Origin of the sequence: Paludisphaera rhizosphaerae, assembly GCF_011065895.1 — a bacterium.
In the GTDB taxonomy this organism is placed as follows: Bacteria; Planctomycetota; Planctomycetia; order Isosphaerales; family Isosphaeraceae; genus Paludisphaera; species Paludisphaera rhizosphaerae.
Genome location: NZ_JAALCR010000007.1, coordinates 164,198 through 180,538 on the forward strand (window position 1 = coordinate 164,198; position 16,341 = coordinate 180,538).

Here is a 16,341-nt window from a genome sequence, read left to right on the forward strand (position 1 = left end):
GAAGGGCCTCCGCTCATGGACCAGGAAACCATCGTCCTGCTCGCCGTCTTCGGGGCCGTCGCCGGAGTGGCGCTCCTGGCCGGGACGGTTTTTTCGCAGAAGCGCGGCAAGCTCGCCGGCCGGCTCGACGAGTTGTCGGGACGCGGCCGCCGAGCCGACGAGGAGAAGCCGGAGACCGTCGCCAAGATCGCCAAGGCCGCGCTGCCGAAACTCGGCAAGGTGATCGTCCCGGAGGACGAGGCCGAGCGCAATCGGTTGGCCAACCGCCTGGTGCTGGCGGGTCTGTACAACCGCCAGGCGATCTACCTCTTCCTGGGCGTGAAGCTGTCGATCATGCTGGCGGCGATGGTCGTGGGCGCCGGTCTGACGCTCACCGGCGCGGCGCCTCCCGACCGCGCGATGGGCGCCGCTCTGGGGCTCTTCCTCGTGGGCATGATCGGGCCCAGCTTCTGGCTCGACAAGCGTCGCAATGGGCGCCAGCTCAAGCTCCGCCGAGCCATGCCGGACGCGCTGGACGTCCTGATCATCTGCCTGGAAGGCGGGTTGAGTTTTCAGGCGGCGTTGAAGAAGGTCGCCGATGAGATCGGCACGGCGCACCCGATGCTGGGGGGAGAGTTGCGGATCGTCGACCGCGAGATCCAGCTCGGCCGGACGGCGGGCGAGGCGATCACGCATTTCGCCGAGCGCACGGGGCTGGAGGAGGCGGCGTCGATGGCCACGGTGATCGGCCAGTCGGAGCGGTTCGGCGCCAGCCTGGTGAAGAGCCTGAAGGCTCACTCCGACACGCTCCGCGAGCGCCGCAAGCAGATCGCCGAGGAGCGCGCTCAGAAGGCGGCGACGAAGATCCTCTTCCCGACGCTCTTCTGCATCTTCCCGGCGATCTTCGTGATTCTGCTCGCCCCGGCCGTCTTCCAGATGATGAAGTCGCTGGGATCCACTCCCGCGGACCAGGCGCCCCCGGCGGCGGCGTCAGTCGCTTCCGGGGGCTGAGGCGCGGGCCACGGCCGAATCGCGACGGGTCGCGGACGCGGTGGCCGTCGCTGGAACCCCGGCGACCGGCGGCCTGTCGCGTGAGGCCAGCACAGCGCCGGCGGCGCGGAGGCCGTCGCGGGCGGGGAGCGAGTCGGGCTTGGACGCCAGCGCCTCGGCGTAGAGTTCGCGGGCGTCTTCCATTCGGCCCTCCATCGCCATCGCCAGGGCGAGGTTGGAGCGGGCGTCGGCAGGGTCGCAGCCGGCGGCGGCGAACTCGGCGAGGGCGGCGTCGCGCTCTCCCTTGCGAGCCAGGGCCAGGCCCATATTGTTGTGCGCCCGGGCGTGCCGCGGGTCCTCGGCCAGCGCCCTGCGGTAGGCGGCCTCGGCCTTTTCCCATTCGCCGCGGAGATACAGGGCGTATCCGTGGTCGCAGAGGAGGTCCGGGTCGCGGGGGTCGAGCTTCAACGCCCGGGCGAAGTGCTCGTCAGCGCGTTTGGAGTCGCCGGCCTGCTCCGCCAGGACGGCCAGACGGGCCTCGGCGTCGCCTCGACGACGGTCCTTGGCGAGGGCCTCTCGATAGGCGGCTTCCGCCCCCTTGAAGTCGCCCGTCTGTTCGAGCGTGCGGCCCATGGCCACCTGCACGTCGGCCGTCTGGCGGCGCGAGGCGTGCGCGATCGTGGCGCCGTCGAGGAGCTTGGCGGAGGCGTGCTCCTCGCGGCGGCGTCCGTGACACCCGGTGGCCATGACGGACGCCAGAATCAGGCCCAGAAGAACTGGGGTCCGCGTCGTCGCGAATCCGATTCGCATGGTCGCTCGCTCCCTTTCCACCACGGCCGTCACTGGCCGGGGATGACGCCCACCATCTGGTTCGTCACGCCGCTGGGGCTGTTCACACCGTTGGAGTTGATCGGAATCGGCGGTCCGTACTGCTGGGTCCGATTCAGGGAGTTGGCGTTGACGATCTGAGCGTTGACGCCCGACATGCCGAACGGCAGCGGCTGGCCCACCAGAACGCGGTCCGCCTCCACGGGAAGCGACGCCGACGCCAGCGCGCCGATCACGGCGCGACGACGGGCCTCGGCCAGGGCCGGGTCGTCCGGGGTCCGTTCAACGATCAACGGGTAGGGGCTGGCGGCCATCTGGGCGGCCGCCTTGGCGAGTTGGTCGCGTCCGCGCTCGGTCAATTCGGCCGTCCCGGGGGCGAAGTCGTAGTCGTACAACGCGAGCCGGGCCTCGGCCCCGTTCGCGGCCATCGTCCGGCCCATCGAGTAGACCGACGACCCCAGCGGCCGGGGCTTGAACTCCTCGGGATACCCCAGGATCTTCCCCTGCGATCGCCGCCAAAGCCACGACCGCATCTTCTTGAAGACGAAGTGCGGGCCCTTCTCGGCAGTCGCCACCGGGTCGAGCGGGGCTTTCTCCAGCCGGGTCGGGAACTCGTCGGGCGGGGCCTGAATCGTGACCGGGGCCGGGCGGACGATCTCAGACGAGGCGGCGTCCGGAGCTTCCTCGTACGCGCCGTCGCCTCGGATGAGCGGCGGCGGAGGGACGACCGGGTGCGAGATCACGGCCGCCGGCGGAACCGGCGCCGGCGCCGCCGGGTTCGGGTGCGGGATCACGACCTCGCTCGGAGCGGCCTGCTGCGCCCGGGCGAGTCCGACCGGGGCCGCGGCCAGGATCGCCGCCAGCCCCAGGGCTTTCGCGACGCGCGGTTGACGGCGTCGGGGGTTCGATTCCATGGGGTTGCGCTCCTTGCTTTCCGAGCTTCGAGCGGACGTATCGACGCTCTTCGCTCAACTTCACCGCGGGAAGATTGAAATCGGGTGCCATGCCCACGCTTGTCGTGGGCATGTGATCGGCAAAGGTCGCGCCGCCGTCCCGGGCCGGTTCATGGCCACCCAGGCTCTCGATTTCGAGTCAACGTGTGAGATCCATACTGATTAGTGGGAGAACCCGACAGGACCATTCATGTATTTGCGTTCCAGCAGATGCGGACGGACCAGGTGGAGCGGGTCGTCGTACTTGGTGGTCGACCGATTGTCGACGCCAGTGCGGCCCTCGATCCGGTTCATGAAGAAGAATTCCAGGTCGTTGGGCTCGTTCACCTCGTCGCCGGGCGTGGGCGGGACCTGCCCCGGCCGCATGGGCTCCACGAGGTAGGGCGTCACCAGTACGACCAACTCTTTCTCAGTCCGGGTGTTGGTGGTGTTGCTGAAGAAGGCGCCGATGTAGGGGAGGTCCCCCAGTCCCGGGATCCGCTGGGTCTGGGCGTCGAGCGTCAACTGCATCAAGCCGGCGATGGCCAGGGTCTCGCCCTGCTTCAATTCGACGGTCGTGTGCGACCGCCGGACGTTCAGGCCGGGGACCGGCGAGCCGCCGGGGACCAGCGTGGTCCCCAGCGAGAAGTCGATCGAGGAGACCTCGGGGTCGACGGTCAGGCGGATGGTCTCGCCGTCCTCGACGGTGGGGAGGAAGGCCAGGCGGACGCCGAAGTCCTTGAACTCGACCTGCACGTTGCCGCCGCCGACGCCGCCGCCCAGGCCGGAGTTCACCGGCACCGGGAACTGGCCGCCGGCCAGGAAGCTGGCCTGATGGCCGTTGAGCGTCACCAGGTTCGGCTCGGCCAGGATCTTCAACAGGTTGTTTCGCCGCAGCGCCACCAGGACGGTGTTGAACCGGCCGCCGGCGAAGGTCCCGAAGACCGTCGCGGCCGTCCCGATCGCCATCGACCGCGCGTCGACCTGGGAGATCTCGGGGTTGAAGGTCGTGCGGCCGATCTGGCCGGGAACGTAAGCATTGCCGGCGATATTGCTGCCGAAGAGGGTGGAGAACTCGGGGATGGAGGCCAGGAAGTCGGCGCCCACCTCGCGGAAGGCGGTCCGGTTCAACTCGGCGACGCGGACCTTCAGCAGCACCTGCTGCGAGGTCGGTACGCGAATCAGGTTGATGACCTGGGTGTGGTTGGCGGCGATCTGGTTGGCCGTCATCGACCCGGGAGTGGTAGGCGGCGCCAGCGGTCCGCTGCCGGCCGCTGCGCTCAGGCCGCCGATCATGCCAGGACCCGCGCCGGCCATCTCCATCCCCATCGCGCTCGGGCCCGAGGGGGCGTTGGGATTGACCGAGCCGTCCGGGTTGAGGGGGGCTTCCTGGATGGTGCTCCGCGCATCTCCCACCTGGCCGAGGATCGCGACCCGCTGGACGTGGCGGATGTAGCCGTCGATCGCCGCGACGATCAGCCCCACCTGGGACGCGTCCCGAGCCTGCCCCTCGACGACGACCTTGTCGCGCAGCGGCGAAAGTTGCAGACGGGCGTCCGGGAAGAGCCGCTTCAGCTCGGCGTCGAGCGCGTCCAGGTCGGGGACGACGTGCAGCTCGTACTCGTACGTCTTGCCCGTCGCCGTGCCGACCATCAGGTCGGAGATCCCCAGCTTCTTGCCCAGCAGCCTGACCTGCCGGGGGCCGACCTGAAAGAAGTCGGCGACGGTGGGATCACCCACGGCCAGGAACGGCGAGGGCTTGTTCGGCTGGGCCAGATCCTCGTCGAAGGTCAGGAACCTCCCTTGCCCCACCTTGATTTCGATCGTCGCGCTGGGCGCGGCCGTCCCGGAGACAAAGGGGCCTTTCAGGCCTGACGGGGACGGCGGCGGCGGCAGCGGCGCGGCCTCCGGCGTGGCCGGCTCCAATCGCGGAGGAGGCGGCAGGGGGACGATGGGCCGCTCCGCCGGCGGCTCCTGAGCGACGGCCGTCCCGGCCAGCAGCAGAAGGACCGCCGCCGCGATCGGCCGCGTCGCCTTCGCCGCATCCCAAGGGCGGGTCGCCCAGCGGTTTATGCTGAGAGGATGGGTCATGAACGGGCCGCCGGAGGAAATGGAATAATCGGCAAGGTCGATTCGTGGTCTATTTCGGCGAGACCCCGTCCACCGCTTGAGCCTAATTTTCCGCCCTTGACGATCGGAGAACGGCCGCTTCACCCGCACGATCGGCAAACTCCTCCACTTGTCGATAACGCCCCGCCCCCGTAGTCTGGGGGCGGGAGCAGGCCGAATCGTCGGCCGACCGGCCCAGGGTCGCGGGAAGTCGGGAACCGTCTGATGATCAAACCGCTCGGGATTCGCGGGTTCGTGTTGATCGGGGCCTGTCTGGGAATCGCCGCGGGCGCGGAGCGCCTGGCGACGGCCGACGAGCCGAAGGCCGAGGGCCGGGGCCGGCTGGCCGACTACTTCGGCTTCCTTCCCCTGGAGCTGTACAAGCTCGACTTCCGGATCAACAACCTGACCCTGGCCGACCTCGACGGCGACAAGACCGACGACATGATCGTCGCCGACAACGCCCGCTCGCGGATCGACCTGTTCCTCTCCACCAAGAAGCCCGCCGACCCGGCCGAGGCCCGCCCGTTCCGCAAGGACGTCAACGAGCTGGAGCCCGAGAAGCGGATGCGGGTCGTGAACCTCCCCGTTGACCGCGAGGTCGTCAGCCTGGCCGTCGGCGAGTTCACCGGCGACTCCAAGCCCGACCTGGTCTTCTACGGCACCCCGGCCGAGGTCGTCATCCTCCCCAATGAGGGGAACGGCAAGTTCGGCGCTCCCAAGCGAATCAAGACCGGCGACGCCCTGGAGAGCACCAACGCCCTCGCCGTCGGCGACCTCGATCGCGACGGCCGCGACGACCTGGCGCTTCTGACCGAGGGCGAGTTGGTCCTGATCCGCCAGATCGAGCCCGGCGTCTTCACCGAGCCCGAGCGCTGGCCGCACACGGCGTCCAAGCCGAGCATGGTCAAGCTCCAGGACCTCGACGGCGACGGCGGCCTCGACGTGGTGATCCTCGACGGCGAGACCGACCACCCGATCCACGTCCGGTTCTCCACCCCGGAGAAGAAGCTGGGGCCGGAGCAGCAGTTCGCCCTGCCGGGCGTCCGGGCGCTGGCGTTCGGGCAGATCGACGGCAAGAAGGGCGTGGAGGTGCTGACGGTCGAGGAGCAGGCCGGCCGGGGCCAGGTCTACACCCTCGACGACGCCGCGCCGGACTCCGAGGACAAGTGGGGCCGGCTGGCCTTCTTCGGCTTCCCCAAGGGGAACGAACGCGGGCGGAGCCTGGCGGTGGGGGACGTCGACGGCGACAAGAAGAAGGACGTCGTCGTCACCGACCCGGCCAACGCCCAGGTCTGGGTCTACCGCCAGTCGGGGACGACCGGCCTCAGCAGCGCGGAGTCGTTCCCCAGCCTGCTGGGGGCGAAGCAAGTCGCCCTCGCCGACTTCGACGGCGACGGCCGCAATGAAGCCTACATCCTCTCCGAGCAGGAGAAGCAGATCGGCGTCAGCCGGTTCCAGGACGGCCGGCTGGCGTTCCCCGTCGTGCTGCCGACCATCGGCGAGCCGGTGGCGATGACCCTGGCCGACGAATCCGGCAAGCCGACCCTCCTCTACGCCACGCGATCCAAGCCGGGCTCCGACGAATTCCAGGTCCGCGGCGTCCAGACCGACGGCCGCGGCGGCTACTCCGCGATCAAGTTCGCCGACGCCGACGAGGTGAAGATCACCGGCCTCTCCGGCGCGCCGACGGCCCTCCGCGCCTTCGACGTCGACCGCAACGGCAAGTCCGACCTGCTCATCTTCAGCGCCTTCGGCTCGCCGATCCTGCTTCTGGGCCAGAAGGACGGCTCGATGAAGCCGTTCGACGGGGGCCTCGGCCCGCTCGGCGGCGCGACGCCCGCCGGCGTGGGGGTGGGCGACCTGGACGGCCCCGGCGTCTTCGTGGCCCAGAACACCTTCGCCCGCAAGGTGCTGCTGGACGACAAGGGGCAGTGGCAGATCAAGGACCAGTACAACGCCTCCCGCGGCAACGCCCAGATCCAGGGCGCCGCGGCGCTCGACGTCACGGGCGAGGGCCGCAAGGACGTCGTCCTGCTGGACCGCAGCACCAAGTCGCTGCTCTTCCTGACCCCGAAGGACGGCGTCTACCGCCAGGCCGGCAGCCTGACGCTGGGGGCGATCAACTTCGACGGCCTGCACGTCGGCGACTTCGACGGCGACGGCCGCGACGACCTCCTCATCGCCGGCACCGACCGCTTCGCCGTCCTCCAGACCGGGGGCCGGGCGCGGAGGCTGAAGGCGATCGCCTCGTACGAGCCCAGGACCGCCGAGAGCCGTCTCGGCGACCTGATCGCCGGCGACTTCAACGCCGACGGCGTCGCCGACGTGATCTTCACCGACCTCGCCGAACAGGCCGTGGACATCGCCACCTACGACGGCTCCGAGGACCTCCTGCACGCCTTGACGTTCAAGCTCTTCGAACGAAAGTCCTACCGCGGCGGCTCCGGCCACTCGTTCGAGCCCCGCGAGATGGCCGTCGGCGACGTCGACGGCGACGGCCGCTCCGACTTCGTCGCCATCCTCCACGACCGCATCGTCGTCCTCCGCCAGGACCCCGGCGAGTCCCCCAAGAAGACCGCCGAAACCGCCTCCGCCCCCAAGTAAAATCAACAAACTAATGAAAAAAGGCCCTGCGCCGCTTTCATGGCGCAAGGCCTTTTTTCATAGCTCGAACGGCCTCGGATGCTAGAATTCACAGGTCGTCAAGGAAGCCGACACGAATTTACATCACTATGACACACGGATAAAAGAGTAAGGGGTCAGTCTTGAGACAAGATCGCCCCGAACCCAAACTCGTCCAGGTCTTCGGGAAGCCCAGCGTCGAATAGCCTCACATCGATGTAGTCTCTTAGAATTGTCTCAAGCGACTGAGATTCCCGTTCGACATGCTGAACGTCTAAGGTCAATAATTCTGCCAATGAATCGGGGTACGTCTTCGCATAGGAGAGGAATTCCGAGGCGACTTCGATACCCAAAGATTCCAAGACCTTCGCTACGATCGGAGGTACCAAGAGTTGGTCTGATCGCACGATAGCGCCAAACGCAGGTTGGGTGCGCTGCAATATGGCGTCAGGTTGAATTGTCAAATCTGTGTATGGCTGCATGCCGGCCGCTCCTGTGCTTTTATTGACAAGGCGGAGCAAAAATGAACCAACGATCTCGGGATGTAGCGAGGGTTTTCCCCGTTGCCGTGCATGTGCCGGATCAGCAATCGCCACGCCGTCTCCGAGGTCTGGAACCTCTTGAGCTTTCACATTGATTCGGCGTCCTCGAAGGTCAAAGTAAACTTTTCCTCGGATTTTCGAATGGATTGTCCAATCCCGGCCGTAGTAAACATTCTTTCCCGCCAACCATTTCGTCCCACGTTGTCGGCAAATTATACTGCCCGCCTTAGCGACTTGCCCACCGAACAGCTTGATGCCAAGCATTTGTGGATTAGAATCACGTCCGTTCCTACTCGATCCTTGCCCCTTCTTGTGCGCCATCCCAATCCCCCCAGATTAACATGGGCGGCCTTTCGCCACATGTCAACGAGATTCCATGAGAGTAAGTCTAGAGGCCCGCCGCTACACCCCGCACAATCCCACCAACCCCACCAATCTCTCGCTCCTTGCCCCCTCCAGATTCAAGCCTCCACGATCGTTTGGGATCGTGGCTCAATCGGCGTTGGATCGGACGATTCCGCACGTACCACATAAGCCATGCATCGTGTATATTTAGACACATAGTCCGCTGAGATGGTCCCATATCCAACCGGAAGTCGTATCCCACGAACGTATGAATTGCGACCGAACTTATTGCCCCAGGAATTTCTAAGGACGAACCAACCTTTTCCTGGGGCCTTGGGATCCTTGCTGTAACCAACCAACGTGACAGCGTGCCCTACAGAGGTGGGCTGTGAATTGCTTGGAGGTTCCATCACACGACCTTTTTCTTTGGCAATAGGATTCGTCCATCCAGTTTTTCCACTAGCCTTGTTCACGAACACTGGAAGGCTCACCGCAACCGCACCATATTTGTGTATAGCTTCAATGACACTGTCGACCTTGGGATTGGAGACATAGATAGCATTCGCGAATCTCCGTCTCTGCGCGGCGGCGTCCACCAGCCCATTAGGGCGCAAAGGGAAGATCTCATGCGTGCAGTCGTCTTCGCCAGGACCCGCTTCAAACTGGTATGGCCACTCCCAATGAAAACAGAACCCATACTTCCTTAGAGCTTCGACTGCATCGCTCAGCCTAGCTCCCGAGCAGTGGCTCCTGCCGTCGACAACCTTCGTAGCCCACCACAGAAATTGTTCGGACTCTAAATCAGGATCTCTCGGTTCGGGATTGTCAGGACACAATGCGAATTCGTGACATGCTGCAAGTGCGAAAGCCACGCAAGTTGGACGTCTGCCTTGGTTTTTGGCGGGCCAATCCACCGGCATCGTTACTGCTCCAATAGTCTCTGAGAACACCGTTTCGACACGCGTTTAATGAACAAAGCAGAGACTTTACAACGAAGCATCGGAGGCGTCAAGAGTCTGCCATGCCTCGATGTGCCGGAGCACTGCCAAGTAACAGGGCATTTCTGGGGCAGATCACTACAATCGCAAGGTTCGACAAGTTGGGTCGAGCCCCACCTTTCATGAGGCTTGACCTTCTCGGGCTGGGTCTCGACCCAGCCTAACGGCCCGATCCTCGTATAAGTTTGTGTTCCAACTCATCATCTGCGAACATCTCCAGGATCTCGAAGCCTCGGCTCGGGCGGCGGGCGTCAAGGTCGCGGCAACCGGCGACTGGTGGGGAAATGGCTCCGCAAAGAGCGTCTACCTCGCCTGTGTGCTGGCTCGCGACGATTCGACTTCCCGATATCGTCGAGTGGCATGAGTACGACGGCCGGGCAGCGGGCCACGAGGCCGGCTGGCGCTGCAACTCGCTGCTCGTCGGCGGCTATCCTGGCTACGGCGGGAATGTTTGGCCCTCGCCATCGGCCCCGACGATGAATTCGAGCCAGGACTCCTGACCGCACGCCAGACTACCGGACTATCTCAATAGCTTCGTCAGACGGCATCGAACAATGTCCACGGACGAGATCGAGACCATTCTCGCCAACTGGATCGAGCAAGCTCTTTCGTCGAGCGGCAGCCTCCCGGAGGGAGTTTCACCGGCGTCCTGGGTCGCCGGTCAGTTCGCCGACTGGTGGCGAGGGCGAGCCGGGGAGGCGATGAACGACGCCGAAATCGCCGTGTCGGCCGCCCTCAAGGAATTGACGCGGCTCAGTGGATGGGATTCCTTTGGCGAGGCGATGCACGAGATGGCCCATGTCCGCGACGCTCTGGGCGAGTTGCGAGGCCTCATGCGGCTGCCCAATGAGTCCGACGTCTGAGCTTTCACATCGAAAATATGGAGGGAGAGCGACGTGGCCCTGCTCGCCGAAAGCCTCGTCGAAGAATGGCTCAACCGAAACGGCTACTTCACCATTCGCGGCGTCAAGCAGGGTCTTGGTGAGATGGACTTGCTCGCGGTGCGTCCGCAGGCTGAGGGCGTGATCGGCTGGCACGTCGAGGTGACGGTGAGCTTCCGGCCCATCGGCTACATCGCACGCGAGCCGGCCGGTAGTCCCGGCGGAAAAAGCAGCTACGTACGCAAGCGCGACTCTGAGCAGATCAGGGCCTGCGCCCGCACATGGATCGACGCCAAGTTCCGCTCACCTGCCAAGGTTCGGCTGCGGACCGAACTTTGGCCTGGCGTCGCGTGGTCCTTTCATCTCATTCATGGGGCCGTCCGCTATACCGATGAACTGGAGGCGTTTGCCGCCGAGGGCGTCACCTGCCACCCGTTCTACGAATTGCTCTCCGACTTGTCGAAACCGGGTGAGCGCTCGTTCTCCGGCTCGGCGGGGGGAGATCTCGCGGAGATCATCGGCTACTACAAATCGGTTCAAGCGCCGATCGGCTGATCCGCCGTCCCCTCTCCGAATGAGTTCAGGTGAGCGATGGATCAGCCTCGCCGCGTACCCGGCGGATCTCCCCTGAACGCCGCGCCGGTCCCCCCTCATCCGGCCGCTTCGCGTCCACCTTCCCCCGCGAGGGGGGAAGGCCGTTTTGGTCTCGATTTTCTCGATCGGAATTGGCGATCGGGGACCATGATATCGATAGAGGAGCGCTGGGCGTCGGCGTTCCTCGGCGGATGAGAACGGGCGCGCGGCGAGATCGAAAAATGGTCGACCGAACCCAATTCTCCGGAGCAGAAAACGGGCGGCAAACACTCTTTATCTATCGACTTACGACCAACGGCTTCGATGCACGACTTGAGAGATCGAAGCCAAATCGAACCCGCCTTGATCGAGAAATCGAGGAAGGGTCCTCAGAAATCGGCGGCTCGTGCGTCTAACGGGGAGAGGGCCAGGGAATCCCTCAAACCGTTGGGAGTGGAACGGGCGTCGGCCCGGGGAGACGGCCATGTCAGCCAGGTGGAATATCGCGGTCATTCTGCTGATGACGCTGGGGGCGGAGGCGAGGGCCCAGGGGTGGATCATCGACCGCCGGCCGAGGATCCCGATCCGCAACGCCTTCGAGGTCCGCGAGCTGGCCGTCGACGCCCGGATCCGCGACCAGGCGGCGGAGGTGCAGGTCGCCCAGACCTTCTACAACCCCGGCTCCACCGAGCTTGAGGCCGAGTACCTGTTCCCGATCCCCGAGGACGCGGTCGTCGAGAACCTCGTCCTGATGGTCGACGGCAAGGAGCTTCCCGGCCGCCTGATGAACAAGGACGAGGCCCGCCGCATCTACGAGGAGATCGTCCGCGGCAAGCGCGACCCCGCTCTGCTGGAATACATGGGTCGCGGCCTCTATCGCACCAGCGTCTTCCCGATCCCCGCCGGCGCCGAGCGCAAGGTGCTCATGCGGTACACCCAGCTCTGCCGCAGGGACCGCGACGTGGTGGAGTTCTCGTATCCCCTGTCGACCCAGAAGTTCGCCGGCAAGCCGGTCGGCAAGGTCGACGTGAAGGTCGCGATCGCCAGCCGGGACTCGATCAAATCGGTCTTCTGCCCCAGCGACGACGCCCGGATCGACCGCTCGGGCGACCACGACGTCCGCGTCAGCCTGGAGCGCCGGGACGTCTCGGCGATGAACGACTTCCGCGTCGTCTACACGCTGGCCGAGGGCCGCCTGGGGGCCTCGGTCCTCAGCTATCGCCCGAGCGCCGGGGAGGACGGATACTACCTCGTCCTCGCCAGCCCCGAGGTCAAGGCGTCCGACTCGAAGCCGCTGCCGAAGACGGTCGTCTTCGTGCTCGACCGCTCGGGCTCGATGGCCGGCAAGAAGATCGAGCAGGCCCGCAACGCCCTGCGCGACGTGCTCAACGGCCTCCGCGACGACGACCTGTTCAACATCGTCGTCTATGACGACTGGGCCGAGACCTACAAGCCCGAGCTGCAACGCTTCGGCCCCGACGCCCGCGCCGAGGCCCAGCGGTACGTCGACAACATCCGCGAAGGCGGCAGCACGAACATCGACGAGGCCCTGCGTACGGCGCTCGGGCTCATCAAGGACGACTCGCGGCCCAGCTACATCCTGTTCCTGACCGACGGCCTGCCGACCGTGAGCCAGACGAACGAATTCCAGATCGCCGACTCGTGCAAGAAGGCCAACCTGAAGCACTCGCGGGTCTTCAGTTTCGGCGTCGGCTACGACGTCAACGCCCGGCTGCTGGACCGCCTCAGCGGCGGCAACAGCGGGGCCAGCGAGTACGTGAAGCCCGACGAGAGCATCGAGGCCCACGTCGGCCGGTTCGTCTCCAAGATGACCAGCCCCGTGCTCACCGGCGTTCAGATCGCCTTCGCCGATTCCGACGTCAACCGCGCCTACCCGCGCGAGCTTCCCGACCTCTTCGACGGCGGCCAGATCGTCTGGGCCGGCCGCTACCGCCGCTCCGGCCCCACGAAGCTGAAGGTCTCGGGCCGGGTCGGTTCCGAATCCCGCTCGCACGAGTTCCCCGTCGAGCTGGCCGAGTCCGACCGGGGGACCACTTACCGCTTCGTCGAACGCATCTGGGTCGTCCGGCGCATCGGCGATCTCATCGACCAGATCGACCTCAACGGCCAGAACAAGGAGCTGGTCGACGAGCTCGTCCGCCTGAGCACCCAGTACGGCGTGATGACCCCCTACACCTCGTTCCTCGCCGACGAGCGCACCCCGCTGCACATCACCGCCAACAACGCCGTCGCCGGCGAGCGGTTGGTGCAGCTCCGCGAGCTCAGCGGCGCGTCGGGCGTCAATCAACGCGGCCTGAAAAACGCCTACCGCGACGCCGAGAAGGTTGACTCGCTCCACCTCGCCGAATCCGCCAGCCGCTTCGGCTTCGACGCCGCCGCGCCGCAGACGTCCGGGGGTTTGCCGGGAATGATGGGAGGACGCTCGGGAGGCATGGGCGGCATGGGGGCCATGATGGGCGGGATGATGGGGCCCTCGGACCCGGCCGATGCGAGGCTGGCGGCGAGGAGGCAGGCCGCCGGCGCGCAGGCGGGTCAGCAGGCCCAGATGGGTCGGCAGGCCGGCCAGCAGCAGGGCCAGGCCCAGGCTCGCGCCGAGACCGTCCGCCAGGTGGGCGCCAAGACGTTCTACTTCAAGGAAGGCCGGTGGGTCGACTCGGCCGTGAAGCCGGGCGAGGAGGCCGGGGCGAAGGTCGTCCGCCAGTTCTCCGACGACTACTTCAACCTCGCCCGCGCCCAGTCCGCCGACTGGAACCAGTACCTGACCTTCACCGACCCCGTCGTCGTCAAGCTGGCCGACGCCGTGTATCGCATCGACCCGGCGGAGGAGACGCGGTGACGCGGTCGTGTCGACGGGACAAGGCTCCTGAATGAGAGGAGCGAGCCCAGCATCCTGTGACGCTATAGTCCCCCTCATCCGGCCTTCGGCCACCTTCTCCCACCGGGGGAGAAGGGAGGCTTGCTCAGGCCCGAGAGGGGACCTCGATTCGAGTGAACGCGTCCTTATGTCACTCCATGTACCCCAGGTCGGCCAGGCGGCGTTCGAGGATCGCCTGCTCCTCGTCGGTGTACTCGAAGGCCGGCTGGTGGGGGCCGGGGACGGGTTGGCGGCAGGGCTCGTCGAGGCGCTCGACGGGCTGGGGCCGTTGGCTGCCGACGCCGATGGGGGATCCCTCCATGTGGGCGGGGATCGGCAGGCCGAGGAGGTTCAGGACGGTCGGGGCCGCGTCGATCAGGCGGGCGTTCAGGTTCCGGCCGATCGGCAGCCCCGCGCCGGCGATGGCCACAACGCCCTCGGGGCGGTGGGTGCCGGTCAGGTTGGGATCGGCGTGGACCCAGTCGCCGGGGCGGGCGTCGGCGGCCAGCTTGGTGCGGACCCAGTAGGGGGCGTCCGGCAGGGCGATCAGGTCCGGGTAGCCCTCGCGCGCCGGGTCGATGCCGAAGGCCTCGGCCGTGGCGATGATCCTGGGGAAGAGCTTGCGTCCGGTCTCGGGGTGGCGGGCTTCCGCCAGCGCCTCGGCGGCGGCGTTGCGGGCTTCCTCGATCTCGCGGGGAGTGTACAGCGGGGCCGCGTGGCGGACGCCGCCGCGACGCGCGGGCGAGTTCACGTAAACCATCGCCGCCGTGTCCTGGTGCGGCGCAAAGGCCAGCGTCCGGGACCAGTCGAAGGGGAACGAGCCAGCGACGGACTGCTCGAACGAGGCCGACCGCGCCCCAGGGTCGTTGCGCTTGGCCCGCCAGACGCGCAGGTGGTCGACGGCCTGCCGACCGCGACGGACCAGCTTGCTGCCGAAGCCCGCCCCCTGGGCGACTCCGGCGTCGAGCAGGATCCGGTTGACGTCGATCCGGCCCTCGCAGGGGCCGAAGCCGTGGTCGCTGACGACCATCACGGCCGCCCCGCGGGAGTCGGCCAGGTCGCAGAGCATGCCGATCGCGCGGTCGAGACCGCGGATCACCTCGGCGGCGGCGGCGTTCCACTCGGGGTCGTCCACGCCCGTCTCATCCACGTTCAGGTATCGCCAGGCGCGGTGCTGAAACGGGTCGAGGTTCTGGAACTGGACCATCAGGGCCGACCAGTCGGGGTAGACCTTGTCGGCCAGCAGGCCGCCCTTGGCGCGGCCGAGGAAGCTGTCGGCCGTGTAGCCGGCGTTGAGCCGAAGCTCTTCGAGCGTCTGCGGAGCCCGCTTCCAGAAGTAGCGGAGCGTGTAGTCGGGGACTTCCATCTTGAGACGAGCGGCGAACTCGGGCGAGCCCTGCAGGGCCGCGTCGAGGTGGGGCGCGTCCATGCCGGAGACGACCACGCCGTCGATCTTCGGCGGCGGGAACAGGCCCGGGACGTTCAGGCAGGCGGCGCGTCGGCCGGCCTGGGTGAGCGTCTGCCAGAGGTTGGGGACGCGGACGCGGCCCGAGTGGTTGACCTTCATCCGGTCGGCGGCGGCGTCGTAGTAGCGGTGGTCGAAGACGCCGTGCCGCGCGGGGGTGCAGCCGGTGGAGAACGAGGTCCACGCGGCCGTCGTCACCGGGGGCTCGACCGAGGTCAGCGTGCCGTGGGCGGCCGACTTCAGGAGGGCGTCGAGGTTGGGAGCGTGGCCCCGGGCCCGCATCGGGTCCAGGACGTTCCAGGTCGCGCCGTCGAGGCCGAGGATCAGTACACGATCGAGGTGCGTCGCCATGCGCCTTGGCCCTTCGCGTCGTGGATCATGGGGGGGATGGGGGAGCCGTCGACCGCGGGGTCGACTCGGATCTCGCGGCCGTTCGCGGTCGCGGCCGCGGCGGTCGCCGCTTCGGCCCCGGTCTCGGCGCTGAACTCGGTGTGGTAGTAGCCGGACAGGAGCTGACGCTCGCCCTTGGAGCGGTAGAGCATCCCCAGCTTCCGGCGGATCTTGGCGCGGAGCGGCTCGGCGGCCTCGAACTCGGCCAGGGCCTGCTTGTAGCCGGCGACCAACGCGCGGGCCCGCTCGTGGAAGTCGGCCGGCGCGGGGGCCTTGATGCCCATCGCCATGACCGAGTGCGGGAACGCGCGGATCCCCTGCGAGCCGACGACGCGGGCGTCATACGGCCGCATCATCCGCTTGAGGCAACTGGGGGTCAGCCGCCAGTAGTCGTCGGGGTAGGCGTGGATCCGGAAGTTCAGCGGCGTGGTGATGACGAAGACGCCGCCCGGCTTGAGGATCCGGTAGACCTCGTCGAACGCCCGGCGGACCTCGAAGACGTGTTCGAAGGTCTCGATGCAGAGCACAGCGCCGGCGGACTCGTCGGCCATGCTGATGTTCGAGACGTCCTCGATTCGGTCGACGCCCAGGCCGGCCCGCATGTCGCAGCCGATGAACGCCTTGCCCGCGAACATGCCTCGGAGGTTGGCATAACCCTCCTGGCCCTCGACCTGATACGACCCGAACTCCACGACCGGGGCCGGGCAGTCGAAGGTCTCGGCCACAAGGCGGCAGAACGCCTTGTTGTGGTCTCGCATCGTTGTTGCTCCTCCATGAGCCTTGTGTGCGCGGACCGGGGAGGCGCGGGC

11 protein-coding genes and 1 pseudogene are annotated in these 16,341 nt (G+C 66.8%); 5 read left to right on the plus strand and 7 right to left on the minus strand.

From position 1 onward, the window contains the following. The first annotated feature begins 15 nt into the window (after positions 1–15). Positions 16–990 (plus strand): type II secretion system F family protein, encoded by a 975-nt coding sequence (locus G5C50_RS11125; protein ID WP_165069010.1) that lies wholly within the window; start codon positions 16–18, stop codon positions 988–990. Here G5C50_RS11125 and G5C50_RS11130 read toward each other — a convergent pair. From G5C50_RS11130 to G5C50_RS11140, 3 genes are all read right to left on the minus strand, one after another. Beyond that, a complete protein-coding gene (locus G5C50_RS11130; RefSeq protein WP_165069013.1) occupies positions 970–1,779 on the minus strand; it encodes a tetratricopeptide repeat protein in 810 nt (269 codons plus the stop codon). The two genes, G5C50_RS11125 and G5C50_RS11130, sit on opposite strands and share 21 nt — an antisense overlap. Positions 1,780–1,808: 29 nt before the next feature. Continuing rightward, entirely contained in the window at positions 1,809–2,711 is a 903-nt protein-coding gene (locus G5C50_RS11135; RefSeq protein ID WP_165069015.1) for a hypothetical protein, read from the minus strand. 201 nt (positions 2,712–2,912) lie between these two features. Further along, positions 2,913–4,820 carry a type II and III secretion system protein family protein gene (locus G5C50_RS11140; protein ID WP_165069018.1) on the minus strand — a complete coding sequence of 636 codons (1,908 nt, stop codon included), beginning with the start codon at positions 4,818–4,820 and terminating at the stop codon, positions 2,913–2,915. Between the two features lie 243 nt (positions 4,821–5,063). Between G5C50_RS11140 and G5C50_RS11145 the strand changes: the two genes are divergently transcribed. Continuing rightward, positions 5,064–7,445: an FG-GAP repeat domain-containing protein gene (locus tag G5C50_RS11145; RefSeq protein WP_165069021.1), complete on the plus strand. Its 2,382-nt coding sequence runs from the start codon at positions 5,064–5,066 to the stop codon at positions 7,443–7,445. Between the two features lie 647 nt (positions 7,446–8,092). On the opposite strand, the pseudogene rpmA reads toward G5C50_RS11145, so the two are convergent. Both rpmA and G5C50_RS33205 read right to left on the minus strand, forming a co-directional pair. Next, positions 8,093–8,326 (minus strand): annotated as a pseudogene (gene rpmA, locus G5C50_RS32600) (50S ribosomal protein L27); the annotation flags it as partial. A gap of 140 nt (positions 8,327–8,466) precedes the next feature. Next, positions 8,467–9,270 carry a C1 family peptidase gene (locus tag G5C50_RS33205; protein ID WP_165069025.1) on the minus strand — a complete coding sequence of 268 codons (804 nt, stop codon included), beginning with the start codon at positions 9,268–9,270 and terminating at the stop codon, positions 8,467–8,469. A gap of 632 nt (positions 9,271–9,902) precedes the next feature. Here G5C50_RS33205 and G5C50_RS11160 point away from each other — a divergent pair. From G5C50_RS11160 to G5C50_RS11170, 3 genes are all read left to right on the plus strand, one after another. After that, entirely contained in the window at positions 9,903–10,211 is a 309-nt protein-coding gene (locus G5C50_RS11160; protein WP_165069027.1) for a hypothetical protein, read from the plus strand. A gap of 33 nt (positions 10,212–10,244) precedes the next feature. Continuing rightward, a complete protein-coding gene (locus tag G5C50_RS11165; RefSeq protein WP_165069030.1) occupies positions 10,245–10,784 on the plus strand; it encodes a hypothetical protein in 540 nt (179 codons plus the stop codon). A 502-nt stretch (positions 10,785–11,286) separates the two neighbouring features. Further along, positions 11,287–13,659 (plus strand): VIT domain-containing protein, encoded by a 2,373-nt coding sequence (locus G5C50_RS11170; protein WP_165069033.1) that lies wholly within the window; start codon positions 11,287–11,289, stop codon positions 13,657–13,659. Positions 13,660–13,828: 169 nt separating this feature from the next. Here G5C50_RS11170 and G5C50_RS11175 read toward each other — a convergent pair whose 3' ends face one another. Together G5C50_RS11175 and G5C50_RS11180 are read right to left on the minus strand one after the other, a co-directional pair. Further along, entirely contained in the window at positions 13,829–15,493 is a 1,665-nt protein-coding gene (locus tag G5C50_RS11175; protein WP_165069035.1) for an alkaline phosphatase family protein, read from the minus strand. Further along, on the minus strand, positions 15,466–16,290 hold the full coding sequence (locus G5C50_RS11180) for a methyltransferase domain-containing protein (RefSeq protein WP_165069038.1): 825 nt from the start codon (positions 16,288–16,290) through the stop codon (positions 15,466–15,468). The genes G5C50_RS11175 and G5C50_RS11180 overlap by 28 nt, the downstream gene beginning before the upstream one ends. Between the last annotated feature and the right edge of the window lie 51 nt (positions 16,291–16,341).